Annotated in this window: 27 protein-coding genes; 9 read left to right on the forward strand and 18 right to left on the reverse strand. The window is 66.8% G+C overall.

What is annotated here, in order from left to right:
• Positions 1-27: 27 nt before the first annotated feature.
• Positions 28-1,836 carry an ABC transporter family substrate-binding protein gene (locus M1D40_RS13680; protein ID WP_461169173.1) on the reverse strand — a complete coding sequence of 603 codons (1,809 nt, stop codon included), beginning with the start codon at positions 1,834-1,836 and terminating at the stop codon, positions 28-30.
• A gap of 183 nt (positions 1,837-2,019) precedes the next feature.
• Between M1D40_RS13680 and M1D40_RS13685 the strand changes: the two genes are divergently transcribed.
• Together M1D40_RS13685 and M1D40_RS13690 are read left to right on the forward strand one after the other, a co-directional pair.
• Positions 2,020-2,631, forward strand: a complete 612-nt coding sequence (locus M1D40_RS13685; RefSeq protein WP_461169174.1) for an NAD(P)-dependent oxidoreductase — start codon at positions 2,020-2,022, stop codon at positions 2,629-2,631.
• An 81-nt stretch (positions 2,632-2,712) separates the two neighbouring features.
• Positions 2,713-2,877 carry a hypothetical protein gene (locus M1D40_RS13690; RefSeq protein ID WP_341393459.1) on the forward strand — a complete coding sequence of 55 codons (165 nt, stop codon included), beginning with the start codon at positions 2,713-2,715 and terminating at the stop codon, positions 2,875-2,877.
• A 48-nt stretch (positions 2,878-2,925) separates the two neighbouring features.
• On the opposite strand, the gene M1D40_RS13695 is transcribed toward M1D40_RS13690, so the two are convergent.
• Positions 2,926-3,939 (reverse strand): hypothetical protein, encoded by a 1,014-nt coding sequence (locus tag M1D40_RS13695; protein WP_461169175.1) that lies wholly within the window; start codon positions 3,937-3,939, stop codon positions 2,926-2,928.
• Between the two features lie 92 nt (positions 3,940-4,031).
• Between M1D40_RS13695 and M1D40_RS13700 the strand changes: the two genes are divergently transcribed.
• On the forward strand, positions 4,032-4,598 hold the full coding sequence (locus M1D40_RS13700; protein ID WP_461169176.1) for a TetR/AcrR family transcriptional regulator: 567 nt from the start codon (positions 4,032-4,034) through the stop codon (positions 4,596-4,598).
• Between the two features lie 60 nt (positions 4,599-4,658).
• On the opposite strand, the gene M1D40_RS13705 is transcribed toward M1D40_RS13700, so the two are convergent.
• Complete coding sequence (locus tag M1D40_RS13705; protein ID WP_461169177.1) at positions 4,659-5,216, reverse strand: dihydrofolate reductase family protein; 558 nt, start codon at positions 5,214-5,216, stop codon at positions 4,659-4,661.
• Between the two features lie 701 nt (positions 5,217-5,917).
• On the opposite strand from M1D40_RS13705, the gene M1D40_RS13710 reads away from it, so the two are divergent.
• Positions 5,918-6,463 carry a hypothetical protein gene (locus M1D40_RS13710; RefSeq protein ID WP_461169178.1) on the forward strand — a complete coding sequence of 182 codons (546 nt, stop codon included), beginning with the start codon at positions 5,918-5,920 and terminating at the stop codon, positions 6,461-6,463.
• 177 nt (positions 6,464-6,640) lie between these two features.
• On the opposite strand, the gene ychF is transcribed toward M1D40_RS13710, so the two are convergent.
• The 3 genes from ychF to M1D40_RS13725 all read right to left on the reverse strand — a co-directional run bounded on the left by ychF (position 6,641) and on the right by M1D40_RS13725 (position 9,769).
• Positions 6,641-7,726 carry a redox-regulated ATPase YchF gene (gene ychF, locus M1D40_RS13715; RefSeq protein ID WP_341393449.1) on the reverse strand — a complete coding sequence of 362 codons (1,086 nt, stop codon included), beginning with the start codon at positions 7,724-7,726 and terminating at the stop codon, positions 6,641-6,643.
• Between the two features lie 26 nt (positions 7,727-7,752).
• Entirely contained in the window at positions 7,753-8,832 is a 1,080-nt protein-coding gene (locus tag M1D40_RS13720; RefSeq protein WP_341393448.1) for a 4-hydroxy-3-methylbut-2-enyl diphosphate reductase, read from the reverse strand.
• Between the two features lie 112 nt (positions 8,833-8,944).
• Positions 8,945-9,769, reverse strand: coding sequence for a hypothetical protein (locus M1D40_RS13725; RefSeq protein ID WP_461169179.1), 825 nt, complete (start codon positions 9,767-9,769; stop codon positions 8,945-8,947).
• 118 nt (positions 9,770-9,887) lie between these two features.
• On the opposite strand from M1D40_RS13725, the gene xseA reads away from it, so the two are divergent.
• A complete protein-coding gene (gene xseA / locus M1D40_RS13730) occupies positions 9,888-11,201 on the forward strand; it encodes an exodeoxyribonuclease VII large subunit (RefSeq protein ID WP_461169180.1) in 1,314 nt (437 codons plus the stop codon).
• A 47-nt stretch (positions 11,202-11,248) separates the two neighbouring features.
• On the forward strand, positions 11,249-11,488 hold the full coding sequence (locus tag M1D40_RS13735) for an exodeoxyribonuclease VII small subunit (protein WP_152219660.1): 240 nt from the start codon (positions 11,249-11,251) through the stop codon (positions 11,486-11,488).
• A gap of 16 nt (positions 11,489-11,504) precedes the next feature.
• On the opposite strand, the gene M1D40_RS13740 is transcribed toward M1D40_RS13735, so the two are convergent.
• The 8 genes from M1D40_RS13740 to M1D40_RS13775 form a co-directional block, all read right to left on the reverse strand.
• Complete coding sequence (locus M1D40_RS13740) at positions 11,505-12,722, reverse strand: pyridoxal phosphate-dependent aminotransferase (protein ID WP_341393445.1); 1,218 nt, start codon at positions 12,720-12,722, stop codon at positions 11,505-11,507.
• Positions 12,723-12,801: 79 nt separating this feature from the next.
• Positions 12,802-13,776 carry an ABC transporter substrate-binding protein gene (locus tag M1D40_RS13745; protein ID WP_461169181.1) on the reverse strand — a complete coding sequence of 325 codons (975 nt, stop codon included), beginning with the start codon at positions 13,774-13,776 and terminating at the stop codon, positions 12,802-12,804.
• The gene (locus M1D40_RS13750; RefSeq protein WP_341393740.1) at positions 13,773-14,519 is read right to left on the reverse strand and encodes an ABC transporter permease; all 747 of its coding nucleotides are present in this window, start codon (positions 14,517-14,519) and stop codon (positions 13,773-13,775) included. The genes M1D40_RS13745 and M1D40_RS13750 overlap by 4 nt, the downstream gene beginning before the upstream one ends.
• Positions 14,520-14,567: 48 nt before the next feature.
• Positions 14,568-15,350 (reverse strand): ABC transporter permease, encoded by a 783-nt coding sequence (locus M1D40_RS13755; RefSeq protein WP_461169182.1) that lies wholly within the window; start codon positions 15,348-15,350, stop codon positions 14,568-14,570.
• A gap of 1 nt (position 15,351) precedes the next feature.
• Positions 15,352-16,455: an ABC transporter ATP-binding protein gene (locus M1D40_RS13760; RefSeq protein ID WP_461171065.1), complete on the reverse strand. Its 1,104-nt coding sequence runs from the start codon at positions 16,453-16,455 to the stop codon at positions 15,352-15,354.
• A gap of 138 nt (positions 16,456-16,593) precedes the next feature.
• Positions 16,594-17,043, reverse strand: coding sequence for an NUDIX hydrolase (locus M1D40_RS13765; RefSeq protein ID WP_461169183.1), 450 nt, complete (start codon positions 17,041-17,043; stop codon positions 16,594-16,596).
• The gene (locus M1D40_RS13770) at positions 17,036-17,962 is read right to left on the reverse strand and encodes an N-acetylglucosamine kinase (RefSeq protein ID WP_461169184.1); all 927 of its coding nucleotides are present in this window, start codon (positions 17,960-17,962) and stop codon (positions 17,036-17,038) included. The genes M1D40_RS13765 and M1D40_RS13770 overlap by 8 nt, the downstream gene beginning before the upstream one ends.
• Before the next feature lie 63 nt (positions 17,963-18,025).
• Positions 18,026-19,270 (reverse strand): MFS transporter, encoded by a 1,245-nt coding sequence (locus M1D40_RS13775; RefSeq protein WP_461169185.1) that lies wholly within the window; start codon positions 19,268-19,270, stop codon positions 18,026-18,028.
• A 205-nt stretch (positions 19,271-19,475) separates the two neighbouring features.
• On the opposite strand from M1D40_RS13775, the gene M1D40_RS13780 reads away from it, so the two are divergent.
• Positions 19,476-19,949 (forward strand): Lrp/AsnC family transcriptional regulator, encoded by a 474-nt coding sequence (locus M1D40_RS13780; RefSeq protein WP_341393440.1) that lies wholly within the window; start codon positions 19,476-19,478, stop codon positions 19,947-19,949.
• 10 nt (positions 19,950-19,959) lie between these two features.
• Here the strand turns inward: M1D40_RS13780 and M1D40_RS13785 are convergent, their stop codons facing one another.
• The 4 genes from M1D40_RS13785 to galU form a co-directional block, all read right to left on the reverse strand.
• Positions 19,960-21,219 (reverse strand): phosphotransferase, encoded by a 1,260-nt coding sequence (locus M1D40_RS13785; RefSeq protein ID WP_461169186.1) that lies wholly within the window; start codon positions 21,217-21,219, stop codon positions 19,960-19,962.
• A 12-nt stretch (positions 21,220-21,231) separates the two neighbouring features.
• Positions 21,232-22,275 carry a hypothetical protein gene (locus M1D40_RS13790; protein WP_461169187.1) on the reverse strand — a complete coding sequence of 348 codons (1,044 nt, stop codon included), beginning with the start codon at positions 22,273-22,275 and terminating at the stop codon, positions 21,232-21,234.
• A gap of 98 nt (positions 22,276-22,373) precedes the next feature.
• On the reverse strand, positions 22,374-22,991 hold the full coding sequence (locus tag M1D40_RS13795) for a GNAT family N-acetyltransferase (RefSeq protein WP_461169188.1): 618 nt from the start codon (positions 22,989-22,991) through the stop codon (positions 22,374-22,376).
• A 6-nt stretch (positions 22,992-22,997) separates the two neighbouring features.
• The gene (gene galU, locus M1D40_RS13800; RefSeq protein ID WP_341393436.1) at positions 22,998-23,903 is read right to left on the reverse strand and encodes a UTP--glucose-1-phosphate uridylyltransferase GalU; all 906 of its coding nucleotides are present in this window, start codon (positions 23,901-23,903) and stop codon (positions 22,998-23,000) included.
• A 102-nt stretch (positions 23,904-24,005) separates the two neighbouring features.
• On the opposite strand from galU, the gene M1D40_RS13805 reads away from it, so the two are divergent.
• Entirely contained in the window at positions 24,006-24,647 is a 642-nt protein-coding gene (locus tag M1D40_RS13805; protein ID WP_461169189.1) for a 5-formyltetrahydrofolate cyclo-ligase, read from the forward strand.
• Between the two features lie 96 nt (positions 24,648-24,743).
• The gene (locus tag M1D40_RS13810; protein WP_461169190.1) at positions 24,744-25,055 is read left to right on the forward strand and encodes an FmdB family zinc ribbon protein; all 312 of its coding nucleotides are present in this window, start codon (positions 24,744-24,746) and stop codon (positions 25,053-25,055) included.
• Positions 25,056-25,142 lie beyond the last annotated feature (87 nt).

The raw sequence follows: 25,142 nt of genomic DNA on the forward strand, positions 1-25,142 counted from the left end.
CGGCGCCCCCAGGCCCGCGGCTACCGGCTACCGCAGCACTCTCCATTCCCAGACGTTCCACCACAGGCCGGTGGAGTTCGGCATGTATTCCACGCCCTCAACGGTGTCCGCCGAGGCCTGCAGGCCGGGCAGCTGGTACAGCGGCAGCCCGTAGTGCGCTTCCCAGATCAGCCGGTCAATATCGGCCTGGAGTTCCTCCCGGCTCCGGGTGTCGGTTTCCGTCACCAGTTCAGCCATCAGCTCGTCCGCGTCCGGACTGGAAAAACCGTTGTAGTTGGAGGCGGCGCCGGTGGCAAAGATCTGCGGTACGCCTGCCACGCCCACGCCGCTGGCAGTCCAGCCGAAAATCACCGCGTCGTAGGTTCCGGTTCCCAGCCGGGCCGCCCACTCCCCCGCCGGCAGGCCGCCGTCGACCACGTCGAAGCCGGCCTCGGCTGCGGAGTCCCGGATCAGCCGGAAGGCTTCGGCACGGTAGGCGTTGTCACGGTCATACAGGACACGCACGGCCGGCGCCTCGCCGTCGAGCAGTGCCCGGGCGCCTTCCACGTCCACGGCGGCAAATTCTTCGGACCCGTTTTCGGCTGCGGATTCCTCGTACCCGGCCTGGTCGGTGAGGAAGATCTGGGAATCCAGGGGCTCCGCTCCCGGCTGCAGACGCTGCACGGTTGCGTCAACGATGGCCTGGCGCGGAACCGTCTTCAGGAAGGCTTCGCGTACGTCGTCGGACTCGAACACTCCGTCGAAGGTCAGGTCCAGGTGGTCATAGGCCAGTTGGTTGCCCCAGTGCAGGTTGACGTTGCCCAGGGCTTCCAAAGCCTCCAGGTCCGGAAGAGTGCCGCCGTCGGGCTGCGGGGAAACGATGTCCACCGTTCCGTCCTTCAGGGCTGCGGTCTGAGCTGCGGGGTCCTGCAGAAAGCGAACGCTAATTTCGTCCAGTTCCGGCTCAGCGCCCCAGGTGTAGTCCTCGTTCCGGACCAGGGTGAGGGAGACCCCGGGATCGATGGCGGAGACGATAAAGGGTCCGTTGGAGAGGTAGAGGGCGGGGTCCTCGGGAAGCGTCTGCGCGCTGAAGGCCGTGTTCCAGTAGTCGGCCACGGCCCGGAGTTCCGGGTTTACCGGTGCCGGGTTCAGGGGATCCCCGCCCGGAGTCTCCCGGATCAGCTCCGTCAGCTCCTTTTCGTCGGCCAGTCCGGCCCCCTGCGCCACGATGTGGGCCGGGACCGCTATTCCGCTGCTGTCGGACAGTGATCCGAAGGCTGTCTCCCAGTCGGCGTACGGCTGCGAATACGTGAAGGTGACGGACCGGTTGTCGTCGCCGATTTCGGGCAGCCCGGTCAGGCCCAGCGCTTCGGTGGAACCGGCGTAGTCGAAATAGCGGGTTCCGGAGATGGGGGTTCCGTCCGCGGCGAGGACTTCGTCGTCGAACCGTCCCGACGCCGCTGCCCAGGCCAGCATCATGTCATCGGCACTCACGGGTGCGCCGTCGGACCAGGCGACTCCCTCGTTGACCGTGTACTTGACTGTCAGCGGATCTTCGGAGACCTGCTCGTAGCTGCCGAACTGCTCCAGCGGGACAATCTCGAGGTTGTTGTCCACGTAGTTGAAGCCCGAGTGCGTGGCGTAGGCGAGCTTGCGGTTGATGTCGGTGTTCCCCGCTGCCGTCTGCGGATTGAAGGAATCAACGACGCCGGCCTCCGCGACGGAAATTTCGCCGCCCGGCACGGGCAGGGCGCCGGCCGACTCCTCGCTGCCCTCGTCGTTTGCGGTACAGGCACCCAGGGCCAGGACGGCTGCAGCGCAGGCAGCAGCCAGCTTGGTCAGGCGGTTCAAACGCATTTCTTGCTCCCCGGGACGATATGGCGTCGATCGCACACCTTGTGATAATTGCACACCGCGCGAATTTCGGGGCGCAACAGGTTTCGGTGCCATCCCGTGCCGGGGCGTCCGCGGACCGGCCCGGATCACCAGCCCGATAAGATGCTCGAAGGCAGGAACGCCCACAACGAAGCAGAGGATCACGTGAAGATCACCCTTATCGGCGGCTCGAGCGGCACCGGGGCCGAGCTGGCGTCCCTTGCCCTGGCAGCGGGGCATGACGTAACGGTTCTCTCGCGCAGCGGCCGCGCGCCCGCCGGTGCCCGCGCCGTCACCGGCAATGCGACTGATCCTGCAGCCGCCGCATCTGCAGTGGCCGGGGCGGACGCCGTCGTCGTTACCGTTGGCGGCGCCAAGGGGGTTGCCCGCCAGCGCACGGCAGTCACCCGGGCCGTCATGACCGCCATGCAGAAGGAAGGCGTGCGCCGGCTCGTGGTGCAGTCTTCCCTGGGGGCCGGAGACTCCGGCTCACAGCTGCCCGGCCCGCTGCGGGTGATCATGCGGGTGGTGCTTGCCAAGGCGCTGGCCGATCACAACGGCCAGGAGTCCGCCGTGAAAGCGTCCGGCTTGGACTGGACGATTGTCCGGCCGACCGGCCTCACGAACAAGGAACCGTCCGGCAACTGGAAGGCCCAGGAAACCGGGGACGATGGAACGCTGGGCGGATCAATTCCGCGCCGCGACCTTGCCTCCTGCCTGCTCGGGGTTCTCGCTGACGGTTCCACCATCGGCAAGGCGCTGGGGGTCAGCAGCTAGGCTGCGGGTACACGGCCGCCGTTCGTGGCAGACTCGTGGCTGACGAGTGCCGCACACCGCTAGCAGAGAAGAGTCGTTCCCTTGTCCCAGAAGCTCGTGAAGTTGATTCTGTTCCTCGTCTTTGCTGCTGGCCTGCTGGTGTCCGCGGGGCTTTATACGACGCTCATTTACACCAACTGCGAATCCGGCGGCGTCGCGGATTTGATCGGTGATTTTGGAGATTTCCACAGCCGCGAGGGATGCTGAGCCTCGCTGGGCCGGGTCAGCCCAACTGACGCACTCCAGGCCGTGTTCCTAGGCCGCAGCGAGTGCTGCCTCTTTCCTGGCCTTGGCGGCTGTGATGCGCGGGCCGCTAAACCACAGCACAGCCCCCGCCAGAACCCAGACTCCCAGCGTCAGAGCCGCAGCGCCTCCGCCGGCGCCGTCGAAATAGGCCACGGCGCGGACGAGGGTGCCGGCAGCGCCCGGCGGCAGGAGCTGGCCGATCATCGCAACGCCGCTTGGAAGCCACTGGGCGCTGGTGGCGATTCCGGCAAAGGGATTGCCTACAAACATCATGGACATAGCGGCGATAGTGAAGCCCTTCGCACCAAAACACTCATTGAGAGCGGCCAGCGGAAGCGCAAGCGCTGCAATGCCCAGGGCAACGCTGGCCGCAACCGGGACCAGCGGACCCTCAATGCTGCCGAACAGGTACTTCAGAACCACCGCGACGACGAACCCTCCTGCCACTGCAAAGCCGGTGAGCCCGGCAAAGATCCACCAGCGTTGTCCGGACAGCATGGAACGGAACGCCACGGCCGGCACAATGCCGCCGAACACCAGCGGAAAGGCCAGGCCTCCGATGCCGACACCCGTCGGGTCGTCATCAGGAAGCGGAACCACGTCCACGATCTCCGCCGTCTGCCCCTTACTGCCCGCCATTGTGGCGCCGACGTTGCTGACTGTTCCGGACACCGCCGTCGAGCCGGCACTTGCCACGTATACGTGCATGTCGTCCGGACCTGAGAAGTCGAAGCCGCCGACGATTTCCCGGTCCCGGATTCCCTGCTCCAAATCGTCGGGACCTTCATAGGCCCGGACGATGAAAGCCCCTGGTGACTGGGACTCCAGGGTTTCCGAGACCGATGCTGCATTCTCCTGTGTTCCGACTACGCCCAGGCCCAAGTCCCGCGGCCCGGAAAGGAGGGAGGGAGAGATGAAGAGCATGAGAAGTGCAAGCAGAATGACGGAGAGCCCGATGGTCAGGCCCGCCCAGATGGCTGCGTGCTTTCGATGGGAGCCGGATGCCGGCGCTTGAGTTGTCATGGATCCTTCAAACGTATGTGGAGGGATTTCCTCCGCTTCTACCGGATGATGTTCCTCCGGTTTAGACTGGGAGTCAACTTGAAGGAGCTGGGATGAGGGCTGACGCTGCACGGCGGAGAAAAACGATCATCGCCAATGCGAGGCACATATTTGCCCAGCGGGGCGGCGACGCTGCGCTCGAGACGGTGGCCGCAGCGAGCGGGGTGGGCATCGCAACCCTGTACCGCAATTTCCCCTCCCGCGATGATCTGGTCCGGGCCGTGGTCCAGGACACCGTCGAGGGCATCCAGGAGGCCGCACACGAGGCCCGTGCCGGGCTTGAAACGAACGCTGCGGCGTCGTGGGAGAAGCTTCTAGCGCAGCTGATGTCCATGGAACTGGGTGCGCTGACAGATGGCCTCGCGCTGCAGGCCGGTACCACCGGCGATTTGAGCGCCACTCCCCTGGCGGAGATTCAGCGCCCGGCCGTCGAAGCGCTGGATCAGGTGCTGGCTTCGCTGAGAACCAAGGGGGCGGTGCGGAGGACCCTCAGCGCGCTGGAGGTGATCGTTGCGGTTGCGACGATCACGCGGCCACAGATCCATGCCATTCGTGAAGCGGCGCCGGAGGTTCAGGCCCAGCTCGCGCAGGCCTACCTGCAGTGGAGCCGCTCTTCGTAGGGCTTCGAGGAACGAGGATTTTATCCCCCCGGCAGCTGCGCCGAACCTTCCCGGTGGGCCTCAGGCAGCCCGCCGGTAGTGCACAGAGATTGCACCGTTGCTGAGCGGAACCGCCGAGACCAGCTCGAGCCGGCGCGTGCTGTCGAGCAGCCCGTTGTAGAGGGTGGGACCGTGTCCCGTGATTCTGGGATGCACGAGGAACCTGTACTCGTCAATCAGGTCCATCCGGTCCAGCCCTGCCGCCAACTGACCGCTGCCGAGGAGCACGCCGTCCGGGGTTCGGTCCTTGAGATCCTGCACGGCAGTGCGCAGATCGCCTTCCATGCGGTGGCTGTTGTTCCACGGGAAGTCGCTGCGTGTCGCCGACACCACATACTTGGGTTTCGCTTCCAGCTGGAGCGCCCACTTGCGTATCGCCGCCGGCGCTTCAACGTCCCCGCGGGCAACCGCCGGCCAGGCGCTCTCCATCATCTCGTACGTGACGCGACCCCAAAGCATGGCACCGGCCTGGTCCAGGAGAGCGGTGAAGTATGCGTGCGTCTCGTCGTCGGCGATGCCCTCCCGGTGATCGATGCAACCGTCCAGGGTGACGTTGATGCTGAAAGTCAGGGAGCCCATGCGCTGATTCTCTGTGCGCCGGCCCCCATGCGCAATGGGCTGCGGCTGGGTCCCGGTCGTGCCTAGGCCAGCCGCTTAAGAAGCCCCTGACAGCTGCACATATGGAGCCGCTGACAAGGTCACGTGCATAGAGAGTGCTGCGCTCACGCTGTCGCGGTTTGGATCAGGACGAACTGGCTGCGGGTTGTCTTCGGGATTCTCGAGCGTCCCAACGGCGGATGGGAATAACTCCTCGTGGTGCACGCCTGTCCGGACTTTTTGCTACTGAGATTACTCCCCGGAATTTGGTCCCTCCAAGTCGTTTGATACGTGCAGCACAACGTGCTGTTGCGGAAGTCGTCTGACGGTGATCAGTGGTGGCGGCATCGAGGCACGCGACAAAGGGTGAGCTCAGGACATTAGAACGGCCCACCGGGGGGAATCTAAGATAGAGTCGGCGAATCATGAACCCGCGGTATGAACCATCAGCATCGCCAAATCATTCGCGCGTTTGGCTGACACATTGTTGGGACGAATGGAATAGGGATGGCTATTCGGCCAGCGATACCGACAGGAACGCAGCCGAACGTCCATACCTTCACTGGAATCTCGCCGTCGAACTTCTAACGCCCGGGGCCAGTGATATTCACCGGGGGACGGCCATTCAGAAGCTATGGAACGCCATAGAATCTCGGGTTCGAATGTTACACGGGGAGTATCACATGGCCGCCCTTAAGCAGGTTTTGGGATGGCCAAAAAATACTGACATGCTCGAAGTGCTGAATCGGCTTGGGCTGGCGCGACCACTCATTTTGCGCCAGTTGAAGGAAATTCGGAACTCTGTCGAGCATCAGGACCGCGGCGCTCCTTCGCAGGAGGACTCTCTCAGCTACATCGATAGTGTCTGGTACTTTTTGCGGTCGACCGATATCTTTGCGAGTCGGCGCATCCTTTCGTTCGAGAGATCCTCCGCTTCACTCGCTTCGAGCAACCCCGCTCGAACCCATTTCATCGAGTTCAATTTCGCGAAAGGCGACTGGACCCCGAGGGTTCGGGGTTGGTTTCCAAGTTCTGCTATTTCCACGCACCCTCAACGGGGTGCCCTCGAACTGGTACTTGATAAACCCGCGAAGCAGAGCGAGCTCGGTTCCGTGTACCTCACGGGGGTAACAGCTACGACCTCATCAGGCCTCACGGAGGTAATACGCGACTACTTCCTGATAGAACTGCCAGAAAATATGCATGGTCCGGCAGCGCGCTCTGAGTGATTAGCTGAGGCAGTTTCCAGCGCGCGTCGCTGTGTGTTATTCAGCGAGGCAGTCCACCTCAGCGCCTAGCCTGAAAGCTTCCGGCAACAGGTACAGCACGCCTTCCCACCGATAGGCAACGAAAAGGGCTGGTGCGGCAGTCATTCATCGCCGTACCAGCCCTTTATCGCAAAGCGTCTAGACGTTAAACCTAAACTCCACCACGTCGCCGTCGACCATGACGTAGTCCTTGCCTTCAATGCGGACCTTGCCGCGGGACTTGGCCTCAGCCATGGAACCGGCCTCGACCAGGTCGTCGAAAGACACAACCTCAGCCTTGATGAAGCCGCGCTGGAAGTCGGAGTGGATGACGCCGGCGGCCTGCGGGGCGGTGTCGCCCTTGCGGATGGTCCATGCACGGGTTTCCTTGGGACCGGCCGTCAGGTAGGTCTGCAGGCCCAGGGTGTGGAAGCCGACGCGGGCCAGCTTGTCCAGGCCGGACTCTTCCTGGCCGCTCATCTCGAGCATTTCGCGGGCTTCTTCTTCGTCCAGCTCCACCAGGTCGGCTTCAAGCTTGGCGTCGAGGAAGATGGCGTCGGCCGGCGCCACGAGTTCGCGCAGTTCCGCCTGGCGCTCCGGGTTGCCCAGCACGGCGTCGTCCACGTTGAACACGTAAATGAACGGCTTGGCGGTGAGCAGGCTCAGCTCCCGCAGGTGCTCCATGTCCAGCTTGTCCTTCTCCACGGAGGAGAAGATGGTGTCGCCGCGCTCCAGCACGGTCTGTGCCGCCTGCATGGCAGCCAGCTGCGCGGCGTCGCGCTTCTTGATCTTGACTTCCTTCTCCACCCGCGGAATCGCCTTTTCCAGCGTCTGCAGGTCGGCAAGGATCAGTTCGGTGTTGATGGTCTCCATGTCGGAGCGGGGATCCACCTTGCCGTCCACGTGGATGACATCGGGGTCATCGAACACGCGGATCACCTGGGCGATCGCCTCGGCTTCACGGATGTTCGCCAGGAACTGGTTGCCCAGGCCTTCGCCTTCGGACGCCCCCTTGACGATGCCGGCAATGTCCACGAAGGACACCGTGGCCGGCAGGATCCGCGCCGAGCCGTGGATTTCGGCCAGCTTGGCCAGCCGCGGATCGGGAAGCGAGACGACGCCGACGTTCGGTTCAATGGTGGCGAACGGATAGTTCGCCGCCAGAACGTTATTGCGGGTCAGCGCATTGAACAGGGTTGATTTGCCGACGTTGGGCAGGCCGACGATGCCAATAGTAAGAGCCACGGTAATCAATCATACCGGTGCCGGAGCTAGGCTCCGGCGCGCCGGCCTCCCAAACCGCGGGAGGTGTCCCCCATGGCCTTGAGCGTGGCGCGGATTTCCTTGGGCAGCGAGAACATGATGTCCTCCTGTGCCGTGACCACTTCCTCGACGTCGCCGTAGCCGTAATCGGCCAGCAGGTTCAGGACCTCCTGCACCAGGCTTTCCGGCACGGAAGCGCCGGAGGTCACGCCCACCGTGCTCACGCCCTCGAACCAGCGCTCGTCCACCTCGTTGGCGAAATCGACGCGGTAGGAGGCTTTGGCTCCGTATTCCAGGGCAACTTCCACCAGGCGGACGGAGTTCGAGGAGTTCGCCGAACCCACCACCAGGACCAGATCCGCTTCAGGCGCGATCTTCTTGATGGCCGTCTGGCGGTTGGAGGTGGCGTAGCAAATGTCATCGCTGGGCGGGTCCTGCAGGGTGGGGAAACGCTTGCGCAGCAGTTCCACGGTATGCATGGCCTCGTCAACGCTCAGCGTGGTCTGGGAGAGCCAGATGACCTTGTCCGGATCCCGGACGGTGACCTTGTCCACGTCTTCGGGACCGTTGACAATCTGGGTGTGCTCCGGCGCTTCGCCGTAGGTGCCTTCAACTTCCTCGTGCCCGGCGTGTCCGATCAGCAGGATGTCGAAGTCATCGCGGGCAAAGCGGACTGCTTCCTTATGGACCTTGGTGACCAGCGGGCAGGTGGCGTCGATGGTCTGCAGGTTCCGGTCCGCTGCTGACTGCACGACGGCGGGTGAAACACCGTGGGCGGAAAAGATCAGCAGCGATCCCTCGGGGACCTCGTCGGTTTCATCGACGAAGATGGCCCCTTTTTCCTCGAGTGTCTGGACGACGTGGAGGTTGTGCACAATCTGCTTGCGCACGTAGACGGGCGGCCCGTAGGCCTCCAGTGCCTTCTCCACGGCGATCACGGCACGGTCAACACCGGCGCAGTAACCGCGCGGTGCGGCTAGCAGGACGCGGCGGGGGCCGCTTACAGGGGCGGCTGCGGCCACTTCCTGGGGGCTGCGGCGCCGGCGGGGCACGGTGGGCATAGGCACGGATACGGCAGTGCTGGTCATGACTCCATGCTATCGGTTGCCCCGGCCTCCAATCGGCGGCAGGGTACGGCGTCCGCTATCGGCGCACTACGGCGTTGCCCTCCGCTTGCCCACCGCTGCAGTACCGCGCCGGCTATCGCCGTCGCCCGCGCAGTACTCCGCGCAGTGACCGTGCCAACAGTCCCAGGACCATGAGCACGGCTGCTCCCAGGAGGAAGGGAATTGTCCAGGCCTGCAGGCTGGCTGCGGCTTCGGTGGAAAAAGCCGCAGCGAACGTTTCGGAAACCGCGCTGCCGTAGGTCTGCCGTTCGGCGAGCGCCGGAAGACTGCCGGCACCGATCCACATCAGGCCTCCGGCGAGCAGGGCACCAAGGCCGAGCCAGGCCAGGGCCGCGGTCCGGCTCCGGGCAACCAGCAGGGACAGGACTGCGGCAGCTGCTGCGCCGAGCGCCAGGAACGGCCAGGCTTCGGCCGCAGACACCAGCAATTCCAGGTAGCGGCGCTGGTCCGCCCCGGCAAGCTGGACGGGTGAGGACTCGGGCGGCGCCACCTCTATTCCGGTTTCACTGCCCACACCGTTGATCACCAGCCCCACCAGGGGCGCCACGTCCAGCGTGACCCCGCCTTCGCCGTCGAACGTCTGGGCATGCGAGCGGCGGAGCGTCTCATCCCACGCCTGCGGGTATTCGGGCAGCGACTGCACCCCCTGCACTGCGCCGGTGATCAGCGGCGCCACGAACGGTTCGATGGCGGCGGGCACCTGAAGGCTGTCGGCAGCCTGCTGGCCGATTGCTTCGGAGAGGCTCTGCTGAAAAGCAGCGTCCGTTCCCAGCGGCTGCCCCAGTGAGGTAAAACCGTTGTCCGACACCACGTGTTCCGCCAACCAGGCCGAGCAGAAGGCGGCAACCGCCAGCAGGACGGCCGCCAGGCCCAGAATCGCCGATCCGAATGTTCGCATGGATATTTCCCCGTATCTCCGCCGAATGGTTCATCTGCCCTGACGCCCGGTGTTTCCTGAAGCGGACAGTCCGCGTTCAGGACACGCGTTGTGGGCGGCACCTGATAGACATTAACTTATGCAAGACCCCCTAGACCCAACCGGTCCCGATGAAACCGCTCCCACGAGCCTTCCGAAGACTGCTGCGGAAACAACTCCAGGGAATCCCTGGCCCCTGCAGCTGCTGTCAAAGAACCTCAAGACCTACATCGACCGTGCGCCGGCCACCTGGGTGGAGGGGCAGGTCATTGAGCTGAACAAGCGTGCCAACGCTTCCTACATCACGCTGCGCGACGTCGATGCGGAGATCTCCCTCTCCCTCACCGTCTGGAGCACGGTGATGAACCGCTTGGAGCTTCCTTTGGAGCGCGGTGCCCGGGTGGTGGCACAGGTCAAACCTGACTTTTGGGTCAAGACCGGGCGGCTGTCCATGCAGACCCGGGACATCCGCCCGGTCGGAATCGGTGACCTGCTGGCCCGGATCGAACGCCTGCGCCAGTCCCTGGCAGCCGAAGGGCTGTTCCGGGAGGACCGGAAACTCCCCCTGCCGCTGCTGCCCGGCCGCATCGGGCTGATCACCGGCCGCAATTCCGACGCCATGAAGGACGTGATGCGCAATGCCGCGCTGCGCTGGCCGGCAGTGGCTTTCGAAGTCCGGGAAGTGGCAGTGCAGGGCGTTAACGCCGTCGCCGAGGTCACCCGGGCGCTGGCGCAGCTGGACGCCATGCCCGAGGTGGACGTGATCGTGATCGCCCGCGGCGGCGGATCCCTGGAGGACCTGCTGCCGTTCAGCCATGAGGACCTGGTCCGGGCAGTCTCAGCGGCACAGACGCCCGTGGTCAGCGCCATCGGCCACGAAGCTGACCGGCCGCTGCTGGACGAGGTGGCGGACCTGCGCGCCTCCACCCCCACCGATGCCGCCAAGCGGATTGTGCCGGACGTGGGCGAGGAACTGCACCGGATAGCCGCCGCCCGGGCTCAGCTGAGGCGCATCGTGGAGTTGACCGTGGGCCGGGAAACGGAGCGGCTGAACCACATCCGGTCGCGCCCGGTGATGGCGGCGCCGCAGACCATGCTCGACGGGCGGGCCCAGGACGTCTCGCGCCTGCGCGAACGCGCCCTGTCCTGCATGGTCTCCGAAGTCCGGCGGGACACCGACCGCATTTCCCATCTCCGGGCCCAGGTTCGCGCGCTCTCGCCGCAAAACACGCTGGACCGCGGCTACGCCGTCGTTCAGCTTGCCGACGGAGCCGTGGTGCGGGAGGCGGCAGCGGTCCCGGAGGCGGCGCAGCTGCGCATCCGGGTGGCCGTCGGCGAACTCGCCGCCACTGCTAAAACCGCCGCTGAAGAAACCGCCACAGCAGAAACCGGCCCGGCAGAAGGCGCAGCATGACAGAAGCATCCCCCTCCCCCGAATCCGAACCGAAGGAAGTACCGGCAATGAACCCCGCAGCAAACGAAGCATCAGCAGTTCCGGCCGACATTGAGGCAATGAGCTATGAGCAGGCCCGCGACGAACTGGTCTCGGTGGTCGGCCGGCTGGAAACCGGCGGCGCCTCGCTGGAAGAATCCCTGGCTCTGTGGGAGCGCGGCGAGCAGCTGGCCACCCGCTGCGAATCATGGCTTGAGGGCGCGCGGCGGCGCCTCGACGCGGCCCGGGAACAGGCGCGCGCCGAGTAAGCCGTGACCGCGCCGGTTACTGCTTGTAGGTGCTGAGGAACTCCGCCAGCCGGATCATGGCGTCCTCAATGTCCTCCACGTTGGGCAGCGTGACCATCCGGAAGTGATCCGGGCGCACCCAGTTGAACGCCGTGCCGACGGAGATGAGGATCTTCTGCTGCTTGAGCAGGTCCAGGGCAAACAGCTCGTCGCTGGCAATCGGGTACACCTCCGGATCCAGCTTCGGGAACAGGTACAGCGCACCCATGGAGAGCTCGCAGCTCACCCCGGGAATGTCGTTGAGCATCTTGTGGGCCAGATCGCGCTGGGCCTTGAGCCGGCCGCCGGGCAGGATCAGGTCGTTGATGCTCTGGTAGCCGCCCAGCGCTGTCTGGATGGCGTGCTGCGCGGGAACATTGGCGCACAGGCGCATGTTGGCGAGCAGGTTGATGCCTTCGATGTAGTCGGCGGCCTCGTGCTTGGGCCCGGAAATGGCCATCCAGCCGCTGCGGTATCCGGCAATCCGGTAGGCCTTGGACAACCCGCTGAACGTCAGGCAGAGGACGTCCTCGCCGGTGATGGTGGCGGAGTTCACGTGGACGGCGTCGTCGTACAGGATCTTCTCGTAGATCTCGTCCGAGAAAATGATCAGGCCGTGTTTGCGGGCCAGGTCCACGATGGCCTTCACGATGTGTTCCGGATACACCGCCCCGGTGGGGTTGTTCGGGTTGATCAGCACAATGCCCTTGGTCCGGTCGGTGATCTTGGACTCGAGGTCCTCGACGTCCGGCCACCAGTGCTCGTCTTCGTCACACAGGTAATGCACCGCGGTGCCGCCCGCCAGTGAAACCGACGCTGTCCACAGCGGGTAATCCGGCGCAGGCACCAGGATTTCGTCGCCGTTGTTCAGCAGGGCCTGCAGCGAAAGCGTGATCAGCTCGCTGACCCCGTTGCCCAGGTACACGTCGTCGACGTCGATGTTCTGGATCCCGCGGCCCTGGTAGTACTGGACGACGGCGGTGCGGGCCGAGAAAATGCCGCGGGAGTCGCTGTACCCCTGGGCTTTGGGCAGATGGCGCATCATGTCCACAAGAATGGCTTCGGGCGCTTCGAATCCGAAGGGCGCGGGGTTGCCGATGTTCAGCTTCAGGATCCGTTGGCCGGCCGCTTCCATGCGCTGCGCGTGCTCCAGCAGCGGACCGCGGATGTCGTAGAGAACGTTGTGGAGCTTGTGCGACTGCTTGAATTCTGCCATTCAAACATGGTGCCACAGACGAAGGACCCCCTTCCTCATGTGAAGCGGAAAGGGGTCCTTCGTCACTTGGACGGCGGAGTTACTCGGCCTGGGCGAAGCCCTTTTCCTCCAGCCACATCCGGGCCGCTTCGCTGGGATCCAGTTTCTGGTCTCCGCTTACGGCCTGGTTCAGCTCGATCAGGTCCTCGGTGGTCAGCTGGGCCGAAACCCGGTTCAGCACCTCGGTGGCTTCGTCCGTCAGGGCCTCACCCGATGCCAGCGGGATGACCTGCTGGGCGGGCCAGTTCTGCTTGGGGTCTTCCAGGACCACCAGGTCGTTTTCCTCAATGGCGGGCGTGGTGGTGTAGATGTCGGCCACCTGCACCTCGTCCTTCAGCAGCGCGTCCACGGTGAGCGGACCTCCGCTGTCACCGATGGGGGTGAACTCTTTGAAAACGCAGCCGTACTTCTCCTCGAGGCCGGGCAGGCCCTGGGCGCGTTCGGCAAATTCAGCCGGTGCGGCGAGCGTGAGCTGGTCGCACACCTTGGCGAGGTCCTCGATGCTTTCCAGCTGGTACTTCTCGGCCGTGGCCTGGGTGACCACCATGGCGTCCTTGTTCTCGGCGTCGGAGGGTTCCAGGATGACCAGCCCCTCGGGCAGGGCCGCGGGCAGGGCGTCGTTGATCTCGCCGGCGTCCACCAGTTCGGTGTCCGGGTCCACTCCCACCAGCAGTGCCCCGGTGTATTCGGGAATGAGGTCGATGGAGCCGTCCTCCAGCGCCGGAAGGTAGATCTCCCGCGAGCCGATGTTGAGCTTGGTCTCGGCCTGGATTCCGGCGCCGTTGAGCGCTCCGGCATAGATCTCGGCCAGGGTGCTGGATTCGGGGAAGTCCGCCGAACCCACCACAATGGTCTCCGCGGCGCCGGCAGCGGCTGTTTCCGACGGTTCTTCCGAAGCCAGCGGATCGCCTCCTCCGCCGCCGCTGCAGCCGGCCAGCGCCAGGGCTAGGGTGAAGCCGCCGGCCAGAACCGTGAGGCCCTTCCGCCGGGAGTTCCGGCGCGTGTGCTGCATCATTGTTTTCCTCCTTGTGAGCCGGCGGCGGCAGATCCGCCGCCGGTCGGTATGGGTGCGTTGGGGGCGGCGGCAGCCGCCGGGGATGTTTGGCGGTCCTGAAGGCCGGGCGAAATCACCAGGCGTGCCGCCAGCGCCAGGACGCCGTCGACGGCGAGCGCCAGGACGGCGATGATGACCGCCCCGCCGAAGACCCGCCCGTAGTCCCCCAGGGCCAGCCCGTCGATGAGGTACCGTCCCAGACCGCCGAGGTTGATCACGGCAACCACGGCGGCCGTGGCGACGACCTGCAGGGTGGCGCCGCGCAGCCCGCCGAAGATGACCTTCATCCCGTTGGGGATTTCCACCCGCAGCAGGATCTGCAGCTCGGTCATGCCCATGCTGCGGGCGGAATCCACGATACTGCGGTCCACCGCGGCGATCCCGGAGTACGTGCCCGCCAGCAGCGGCGGGACGGCCAGCAGGACCAGCGACCAGATCGGCGGCATCAGCCCCAGTCCCGCGAGCAGGACAAAGAGGGTCAGCATGCCGAGGGTGGGCAGTGCGCGGAGCAAGCCCGAGACGGCGACGACGGCCACCTGGCCGCGGCCCGTGTGGCCGATGTACAGGCCCAGCGGGACGGCGATGGCCACCGCGATCAGCAGGGTCAGCCCGGTGTACTGCAGGTGTTCCAGGCTGCGCACCGGGATTCCGGCTGCTCCGGTCCAGTTCGCCGGGTCGGTGAGCCATTCCCAGCCCTGGCCCATGGCGTTGGTACTGGTGTAGTCCGTGCGGGGGATGGAGACGGGCATTGGTCAGGCCCCCTTCAGCGCGGCGTCGGGTGCCGCGGGCAGAGTGCTCCCGGCCGCCGGGCCGCCGGTGCCGGCACGGCCGCCGGTGCTTCCAATGCTTCCGCGGCCGGCCGGCTTTCCCTGCCCGGACCCGCCCGAATCAGCTCCGGAACGGCCCGCCCGCAGCCACGGCGTCAGGACCCGCTGCAGCAGCACAAACGCCAGGTCCATCAGGAAGGCCAGCACCAGGGTGGCGACGATGCCGACCACAATCTCGGTGACGAAATAGCGGCGCAGCCCGTCCCGGAAGAAGAAGCCCAGGTTCTCCACGCCGATCAGGGCGCCCACGCTGACCATGGAGATGTTGCTGACCGACACCACGCGCAGCCCGGCAATCAGCACCGGAACCGACAGCGGCAGGTCCACGGTGAGGAACCGGCGCAGCGGCTGGTAGCCCATGGCCACCGCGGCCTGCCGCACGCCGTCGTCAATGGAGTCGAAGGCGTCAACGGCCACGCGCAGCATCAGGGCGACGGCGTAGATGGTCAGCGCGATGATGATGTTGCTGATGTCCAGGATGCGGGTGCCCAGGATGGCCGGCAGCGTGACGAAGAGGGCCAGGGAGGGAATGGTGTACAGCAGCGAGCCGGTGGCCAGCACCGCACCGCGCAGCCGCCTGTTGCTCCGGATCAGGGCCGCGAGGGGCACGGCAATGACGACGCCGAGCACCAGCGGCACGATCGACTGGACCAGGTGGAGTCCGGTCAGCCGGAACACCTGGTCGGTGTGCGCAAGGAACCATTCCATGTCAGCTTCCGCTCCGCTGCAGCCTGGCCTGCTCAATCAGGGACAGCACCTCATCGGGCCGCACGGTGCCGATGACCCGCTGCTCGGCGTCGACTGCCACCCCGAGCCCGGCCGGCGAGGAGAGCGCGGCGTCGAGTGCCTTGCGCAGGTTTTCACCTTCGCGGTACAGCGACCCGCCGGGCACCAGCCGGTCCGCGGAAGTGACGGCAGCCCGGTCCAGTGCCGGAACCCAGCCCAGCGGCCGGCTCTCGTCATCCACTGCCAGCGCCCAGTTTCCGGTCACCGCCACTGAGGGATCCGCCAGCCGGTCCGGATCCAGCAGCTGGACCGGATGCAGCGGAACGTCCCCTCCGGCTTGGAAGGACAGGTGCCGGAAGCCGCGGTCCCGGCCCACGAATCCCGCCACGAAGTCATCCACCGGGGCCCGCAGGATCTCCTCGGGCGCCGCATACTGGGCCAGCCGCCCGCCCACCGCAAACACGGCCACCTTGTCGCCGAGGATGGTTGCTTCGTCAATATCGTGCGTAACGAAAACGATGGTCTTGGCCAGGTCCCGCTGCAGGCGCAGCAGTTCTTCCTGCAGCTCGGCGCGGACCACGGGGTCCACCGCGCTGAAGGGTTCATCCATGAGCAGCACCGGCGGGTCTGCCGCGAGCGCCCGCGCCACACCCACACGCTGCTGCTGGCCGCCGGAGAGCTGGGCCGGATAGCGTCCGCCCAGCGCCGAAGCGAGCCCGACGACGTCGAGCAGTTCCGCCGCGCGGAGCCGGGCGCTTGCCTTGGACTGCCCCAGGAGCCGGGGAACGGTGGCAACGTTGTCCAGCACCGTGCGGTGCGGCATGAGCCCGGCGGACTGCATGACGTACCCCATGGACCGCCTCAGCTCCGGTGCCTTGACGCCGCTGACGTCGGTGCCGTCAACGGTGATGGACCCGGAGGTGGGCTCGACCATGCGGTTGATCATCCGCAGCGACGTTGTTTTTCCGCAGCCGGACGGGCCGACAAAGACAGTGACTGAGCCGCGGCTGATATCCATGCTCAGGCCGTCCACGGCCGGGGCCGGGGAACCGGCGAAGGACTTGGTCACGCCGCGGAAACTGATCATCGGCTCGGCGGTCCGCTGGGCGGGGTCCGGCGGGGTCATGGGGGTGCCTTCCGTTGGAGTCATGGGGTGGGTCCTGCGGAGCTGGTGTCCTGCCGTGAGTTCAAACGGTAGGACACCAGCTGGTGTCAGTCCAGTTGTTCATTCGGTACGGGCGGCGTTCCGGATGGCCATCTTCAGCCCCACGTGCACCAGTGGTGCGGGGCCCAGGTCGGCCACCCTGTCCAGCGGCACCCAGGCCGCACGGTCCGTGCTGCCGCCGAGCTCGTGCGTCAGCACCCCCGAGGTGACCTTGGCGCGGTAGATAATCCGCAGAGCGTGCAGGAGCTTCGGGTTTTCGCCCGGGAAGCGGTGTTCAGGCGGAATGAAGATGCTGTCCACACCCAGAAGTTCCTCTGTTTCGACGGTGAAGCCGGTTTCCTCGCGGACTTCGCGCACGACGGCGGCCGGGGCGTCTTCATGCACTTCCAGCCCGCCTCCGGGCAGGGTCCAGCTGGAATAGCCGTGGTCGTTCCAGTGCGAGAGCAGGATGCTGCCGTCGCTGATGACCACGGCATACGCGCCGATCCGGACGTCAAACCCCTCAGCCACGGGGCACGTCCGTCGCCGCGAGGTAACCGGCACCGTACACCGGGTCCCGGCGCAGGAAGCGGATGTCTTCCAGGCCGGCGCGCTCCAGATCCTGTTTCAGCCGGTCCTGGAGCAGCGGCTGGTGCATGCCCAGGCCGCCGCCAACCACCACGGGACCCGGGATGCCGAGCCGGCGCGCGGTGTCCGAGGCAAGCCCGGCCAGGTGGCGGGAGGCTGCTGCGATGATTTCGCTGCCGGCGGTGCTGCCCTGCAGGGCGGCGTCAAACACGACGCCGGCTTTGGCCGCCCAGTAGCGGCGTCCGGCGGCGGGCGCATGAAACAGGGAGATCAGCTGGACGGGCTCCGTTACGGAGCATGCCCGCATCATGGCCAGGGCCAGCTCGTCCGGCTCCCTGCCGAGGTTGAAGTTGCGCAGGGTATGGCGCACCCCTTCCCGCGCCACCCAGTAACCGCTGCCCTCGTCACCCAGCAGATACCCCCAGCCCCCGCTGCGGGCTTCCCGGCCGTCGGGACCCAGCCCCCAGGCCACCGATCCGGTACCGGCGATCACGGCGATTCCGTGGGGGCTCTCGCCCGCGGCCAGGATCAGGCGCGTGTCATGGATGACGTCCACTGCCGCGCCCGGGACGAAGGGGGCGATCAGCGCGCGGAGGGCGGCGGCGTCGTCGTCGGTGTCAATGCCGCCGGAACCGGCGATCACCCGGGAAACCGGACCGGCGTCCAGCGCGGTGAAAATCTCGGCAAGGTTCGCCGCGGCCTCTTCGGCACTGACATTCTGCACGTTGGCGCTGCCGGCCACCGTTTCGGCAGCGGGAACACCGCCGCGCAGGAGCAGGCCGTGGGTCTTGGTGCCGCCGATATCGAGCCCGATGACGCTGCGGCCGGAGCCGGCGGTGGTCGTCTCGCGGGAAAGGTGCATTGAACCAGCCTACTTTCCGCGCGGGCCGCTGGGTACGTCAGGGGTCCCTCCGCGGAGCATCCGTCAGGCGCGCCGGCTCCGGAGGGAGCGGAACAGTGCATAAAGGCAGAGCGCGGCACAGCACAGCGCGATGGCGGCGGAGAACCAGGCAACAGCTGCAGGCAGGCCCCAGGCGGCACCTGCGGCGCCCAGCCCCAGTACCGGGATGGCGCTGCCCAGGTACGTGATCACGTACACCGTGCTGATGATCTGGGCGTGCTGCGCAGCTTCCACCTTTGCCGCGACGTCGTTGAAGACGGCGCGGAAGGCCATCCCCTGGCCGAAACCGGCGGCCAATGAAGCAGCGACCAGGAGAACAACGCTGCCCAGGGCACCCGCGGCCGGAATCAGGGCCACGCCGGTGCCCATCAGGGCAAGGCCGGCGGGAACCACCAGCCGGCCCCGGATCCCGGTGAGCTGGCTGACGGCAGAAGCCGCAAGTGCTAGCGCTGCCAGCAGGCCGACCACGGGGCGGGAAGACGTCCCGGCGATGCCGGCAAAGTAGGTCGGTGCCAGGGACAGGTAGAAGCCGAAGACGGCAAAGCTCAGGAAGCCGGTCACGGAGGCCATCCAGAACTGCGAGCGGGCCTGGTGCGAGACGGCGAGCCGGCGCGGCCGCAGCGCTGTCAGGGCCCGCCCAAGGGGCGGCGTGGCGATGGCGGGGCGCGCCTTGAGCAGGCACAGCGGCACCAGCAGCCCGGCGAGCACCACGGAGTGGATGAGGAACGGTGTCACGGTGGGCGCCGGCAGCAGGGACAGCAGGCCTCCGATAACGGGGCCGGCAGCCACACCGCCGGCGGAAACCATCAGAGTGAAGCGGGTGGCCCATTCGGGCCGGTGCGGCAGCAGCTCGCGCAGGGCAGCCGAACTGGCCCCGGTGGCCAGGGCCACGGATGCCCCCTGCAGCGCCCGCCCGGCTATGAGGGCCTCCATGCTGGTGGCGGTCCCGAACAGCACGCCGCCGAGGAGGCTGACGACGCCGGCCAGCACCAGGGCCGCCCGGCGGCCGATGAAGTCGGACCAGTGTCCCACCAGCAGCAGGCCCGCAACCAGGACCACGACGTACGCGGCGAAGGCCACGGTGACGCCGAAGTGGGTCAGCCCCAGGCGCACCCCGATCAGCGGATAAAGCGGAGTGGCGAGGTTTGCTCCCACCAGCAGGGTGGTCATGACCGCCAGGGTCAGCAGCAGGCGGGGCCGGCGGGCTGCGTCCCATTCGCGGCGTCCAACCGTGGCCGGCCGCATCCGCAGTTCGTTCAGGACTGTCACCGCGTGTGTATTACCCTTCTCAGTTCGCTGAGCCGCCGTTGCCGGACCCGCCGGAGCAGGGTCGCCGGCGCTGGGCGTCCTCATCGAGAATCTTGATTATTTCCCCTATAGGATGGGGCCTGCAGGGTCTTCTAGAGCACAAAACCTCCGAAAATTGACGGTTTCGTTCAATATTCTCCGTTTCCCCTGAGAGGAGATGCGCGCAATGGGCAATCTGGATGCCCTCGATCTGAGGCTGCTGCTGGAGCTGGTGCGGAATCCGCGGGCACAGATCGGTGATCTGAGCGAGACGCTGGGCATCGCCCGGAATACAACGCAGAGCCATCTGAAGCATCTGGACCGGGCCGGCCTCATCCGTCCCGGGGGGCGCGACGTTGATCTGGCGGGGCTGGGCTACGACGTCCTGGCCTTCGTCACCATCGAGGTGTCGCACCGGGAACTGGACACCGTGATTGCCGGGCTCCGCACCCTCCCCCAGATCCTGGAGGTCCATGAGATTTCCGGGCACGGCGATGTCTGGTGCCGGCTGGCCGCCACTGACACGCAGCACCTGCAGCAGGCCCTGCGCTCAGTACTCCGGATCAAGGGCGTGATCCGCACCGAAACGGTGCTGGCCCTGCACGAGCACATTCCGTACCGCAGCGAGCCGCTGCTTCAGAAGCTGGTGCCGCCCGCGTAGGGGCGCCTGTTCAGCTGGTGCTGCGGGAGAGTGCCAGCAGCTCTTCCGCGGCGGCCAGCGTGCGCTGCGCCGCGTCGGGGCCGCGGCCCGCGGCCCCGGCCACCAGGGTGAGCGCCACGCCGGCGGCACGGCTGTAGAGCGCCGCAGCGCCGGTGCTCCGGATGAAGACGCGCGCGCTGCGCTCGGCCGCGGCACCCAGCGCGGCGTTTTCCGGTGCCAGTGCCGCAAGAACGCGCAGGTGTCCCAGGAAACAGGCCAAATCATCCACCCGGTGTCCGGGCCCGAGCGCGTCAACGTCCAGCAGGCCGGTGATCTGCAGGCCGCCCCCGCCGGCGAGCAGATTACCGCCGTGGAAGTCACCGTGCGAGGGGACCAGCGGGCCCGGGTCGGTGGAGCGGACCATGCCTGCAACACCCTCCGCACAGCGGACGATCCGTTCCGCCCCCTCTGGCAGGGCTGTTGCGGCACCGGCGCCGTAGTCAAGAATGCGCTCCGACCAGGCCGCCCTGCGCGGCAGTGCCATGGCCGCGGCCGGCAGCTGGTCCAGGAGCCGGGTCAGGAGGGCCGGATCCCAGTCCGCGTTACCGGCCGTCCGCAGCTCCCGGTGCAGGGACTGTCCCGGCAGTGCTCCGAGCACCAGGACACCGGCCGCTGCCGGGCCGGCACCGGAGGCCGTTGCCAACAGCGGCGGAACCGGCAGCCCGGCATCAGCGGCCAGGCCCAGCCGCCGCCGCAGCCCGTCGGCCAGCCGGGGCTGGGGAACCTTCAGATAAGCGGAAGACCCTTCGTAGCCGGCGCGGACCACTGCGCGCCGCAGGGGCCGGTAGGCCACCAGTTTCAGCTCGGCGCGGGCTCCGGCGGTGTCTGCACCGAACACCCCGCGGGCCACGGCCCCGGCGTCCGTCGCCCAGGGCAGTCCGGTCAGGACCGGGTCGCGCGGATGCACCCAGAGCCGGACGGCGGTGCTCCCCGCTTCCGCGCGGACCACCGGACCGCCGGCCCCGCCAAGCTCTGCGGTGGTCGCTCCCACGTGAAGGCGCACCTGCTGCGCTTTCCCTGCCGAGCCGGAACGGGGAACGGCCTCAACCCGGTACAGGGCGCTGATACCGGCGCCGGGGCGGTGATGGGACCTCAGATGGACCCAGGAGACCGGCCTGAGACCCAGGGGCCGCACGGCAGCGGCAAGCGGCCCGGACATGCCGGGGCCTTCCAGCACTGCCTTGGAGGCGGCTTCGGCTGCGCCGCGCAGGCCGCCCGGACTGCGGTCCATCAAAAGGGGCTGCTAGGCGCGGCGGCGCTGCAGGACGTCGTCGAGGTTGATCTTGCCGGTGCTGGGAGTTGCAGTCCCGGTCGTGTCGGCGCTGTCGGCAGCCGGAGCACGCAGGGAGGTCCGGGCCGCCGGCTTGGGCGGCGCCGGCAGGACCAGGGGCTCCGGGGCGGGACGCTGGGCAACCGGGGCTTCAACGTAAACGGGTTTGGGAACCTCTACGGGCTCCCAGGGAGTAGTGGAGGTTTTCGGCGGCCCGGCCGGCGCCGTCTTGGCTGCTACTTCGAGGGCTGCAGTGCGCAGTTCCTCCGCTGTGGGCCTGCGGTCTGCCGCTCCGGGTGCGGTGGTGACGGAGGCCGCGGACGCGGTGTCAGGGGCGGCGGACGTTCCGGAACCGGCAGGGCTCTGGGCGTCAAAGAGCGCGGTCTCGCGGTAGTGCCGCACGGGCTCTCCGGCGCGGGCCTCAGGGGCACCGTCAACGGGGGCACCGTCGACGGGGGCGGCGGGGCGGGAGGCTGCGGGGCTGGAGGCTGCGAAAACGGGTGATGCCGGCCGGGCCGCGCTCATGGCTGCCCGGAAGGCTGCGTCAACTTTCCGCCTCCGGTCACGCACGGCCAGGGTGCGCAGCGACGCGGTTGCGGCGGCCGCTACTGCCAGGGCTGCCCCGGGGATCCACCAAGAGGCAGCGCCGAAGACTGCCAGCGGCAAGCCAATGACGACGGCGGCGAGGGCCAGCGCGCCCGCCAGCGCCAGGGCGGTGCGGCCGTAATGAATCCGGAACTCCGGGTGCCGGACGGGCTCCGGTGCGCCGGTTCGCGGCGCGGAGGTTCCGGTGGAGGCATCGGGCCGGGCGGTGGAGGCGTTGTACATAATGTTCCCCTGCTGGGACAGACCATCGGCGGAGATGGAAGAGCGGATGACTGTTGACGAGGAAGCTGGCGCACCGGCGGCCGGCACCGTGGCAAGACCCGGCCGGCGGAAAACGTAAGGAGCAACCCACAGCAGCCACAGACCGACAGTAACGGCCAGGATCAGGGAGCTGTTGAGAGGGAAGTCCACATCTACGACGTTATGAGCTAATGCACACGGGGGCGCGCATTACCGGCGGTGTGTCGGGGTTCAGCCCAAAAAAGGCACAAAAGTCGGCGCCTGCGCCCTCACCGTCGGGCCAGCCAGCGGTTCAGCAGCCCTTCGGGTACGTCCTCCGTGGTCAGCGCAAAGCTGCGGTGGTCCGTCCACCGGCCGCCGATATGCAGATAGCGCTCCCGCAGGCCCTCGTCCCTGAATCCCAGCTTCTCCACCACCCGCAGGCTGGCTGCGTTTTCCGGCCTGATGTTGATTTCCATGCGGTGCAGCCCCAGGACGCGGAAACAGTGGTCGGTGGCCATGGCCACCGCCGTCGGCGCTATTCCGCGGCCGGCCCGTGCTTCGTCCACCCAGTAGCCCAGCGTGGCCATGCGGGCCGATCCCCAGACGATGGTGGATACGGTGAGCTGTCCGGTAATCGCCGGCGGAGTGCGCAGCCCGCCGCGGCGTTCGGTAATGACAAACGGCAGTGCCGCGTCCTGGCGCGCCTGCTGGTTGAGGCTGCGCACCATGGCGGCGTAGGAGGGAAGCTCACCGCCGGGCAGCGGGTTGCTCGCCTCCCACGGGGCCATCCATGTGGCATTGCGCATGCGGAGGTCGGTCCATTCACGCCGGTCGCGGTAGCGGATGGGCCGCAGGCCCACATCACCGCATTCCAGCGTCACCGGCCAGATGTGTCCGACCCCCACACAGCATCAGCTTTCGAGCGTGCCGGTGAAGTCCTTGAGCCACTCGCGCAGGTCCGGGCCGAGGTCTTCGCGCTCGGAAGCCAGCGTCACGACGGCCTTCAGGTAGCTGAGCTTGTCACCGGTGTCATACCGGCGGCCGCGGAAGACGACGCCGTAGACTCCGGCGCCCTCCCCCTCTTCCTGTGCCGCCAGCGTCTGCAGCGCATCGGTCAGCTGAATTTCGCCGCCGCGGCCGGGGCCGGTTTCTTCCAGCACGCCGAACACGGCCGGGTGCAGCACATAGCGGCCGATCACGGCCAGGTTGGAGGGGGCCTCATCCACTGAGGGCTTTTCCACCAGCTTGTTGACGCGGACGTAGTCTTCGCCCTCGACCACGGAGATGTCGGCACAGCCGTAAGAACTGATCTGCTCGGGCTCCACCTCGATCAGGGCGATAACCGAGCCGCCGGTCTTCGCCTGGACCTCAACCATCTGCTTCAGCAGCTCATCCCGGGCATCAATGAGGTCATCACCGAGCAGTACGGCGAAGGGCTCGTTGCCCACGTGGAGCTTGGCACGCAGCACTGCGTGCCCCAGACCCTTGGGATCACCCTGGCGCAGGTAGTGGATTTCACCGAGTTCAGAGGCTGCGCGAACCATGGCCAGGCGCTCCAGGTCGCCCTTGTCTTCCAGCGTCTTTTCAATGAACGGAACGCGGTCGAAGTGGTCTTCCAGCGAACGCTTGTTGCGGCCGGTAATCATCAGGATGTCCGACATGCCCGAATTAACGGCTTCTTCCACCACATATTGGATGGCGGGCTTATCCACCACCGGCAGCATTTCCTTCGGCATGGCCTTGGTGGCAGGCAGGAAACGGGTACCGAGCCCGGCGGCGGGAATAACGGCTTTGGTTACGGTGGCGCGTGAAGTCATGTCCGTAAGAGTACATAAGCGCAGCCCGTTTGCACCAAATACCGCCCTTTTGCCGCTGCCCCTTAGAACAATTGCCGGCGGGCACTTTGCAACAATGGATGTATGACGGACTCAGCAGGCCCCGCAATGAAGGAACTGGTCCGGGAAGAATACCGCCGGCTGCGCCGCGAACTGTCCCCCGCCGCCGTGCTGGCAGCCGGCCCGTCCCTGGCACAGCACGCGCTGGCGGCTGTTCCTGCCCTGATTCCGCCCGGCAGCACAGTGGCAGCCTATTTGTCCGCGGGCCAAGAACCCGCCACCGCGCCTCTGCTGGAAGGCCTGCGGGAAAAGGGATACGACGTCGTTGTCCCCGTCTGTCAGCCGGACCGCCGGCTGCTGTGGTGCCGGTGGAGCCCGGGAGCACCGCTGGTGGCGGGTCTTTTCCCGTCCGTTCCGGAGCCCGCGGGTCCGCGGCTGTCCGCAGCGGATCTTCCCGGACTGAACCTCATCCTGGTGCCGGCGCTGGCCGTTGACCGGGCCGGGGTGCGGATGGGGAAGGGCGGCGGCTACTACGACCGGTTCCTGTCCGGGCTGCGGTTGTCCGGAAATCCCGCTCCGGCGGCGGGTGTCGTTTACGACCACGAATTTGCCCCGGCGGGCCGCTGGCAGGCCGATGTCTTCGACCAGCCGATGGACGCTGTCCTGACACCCTCGGGGTGGACGGACCTTCCCCGGCGCCCGGCGCATACGGCACCCGGTGTATAGTTAGCACTCAAGGCCACCGAGTGCCAGCTGCCGTTTTCCAACGGACCAGCGGGGCCAGGGACCTGACATCTTGGTTTTCAGGAGGAGTAAGTAACAGTGCCTACGTATGCCTATGCCTGCAAGGACTGCGGTTCCGCTTTCGACATCCAGCAGTCGTTCACCGACGACACGCTCACCGTGTGCCCGTCCTGCAGCGGATACCTGCGCAAGAAGTTCAACAGCGTAGGAGTGGTCTTTAAGGGATCAGGCTTCTACCGCACCGACTCCCGGGACGCTAAGAACAGCGTTCCGGCGGCGCCCGCCAAGTCCGAGGGCTCCTCCGGCAGCACCCCGGCAGCCAAGTCCGCTTCATCCTCGACATCGCAGTCCGCCGGTTCAGCGGCCGGCTCAGGGTCCTCCGCCGAATAGCTCCTCCCCACCGGCGGTGACAACCGCCCGGGACCGCTGGCTGTCCACCGGCTGCGCTGCGCTCCCTCCGCCGGGTGCTCCGGACGC

The sequence above is a fragment of the Arthrobacter sp. Z1-15 genome, assembly GCF_054792395.1.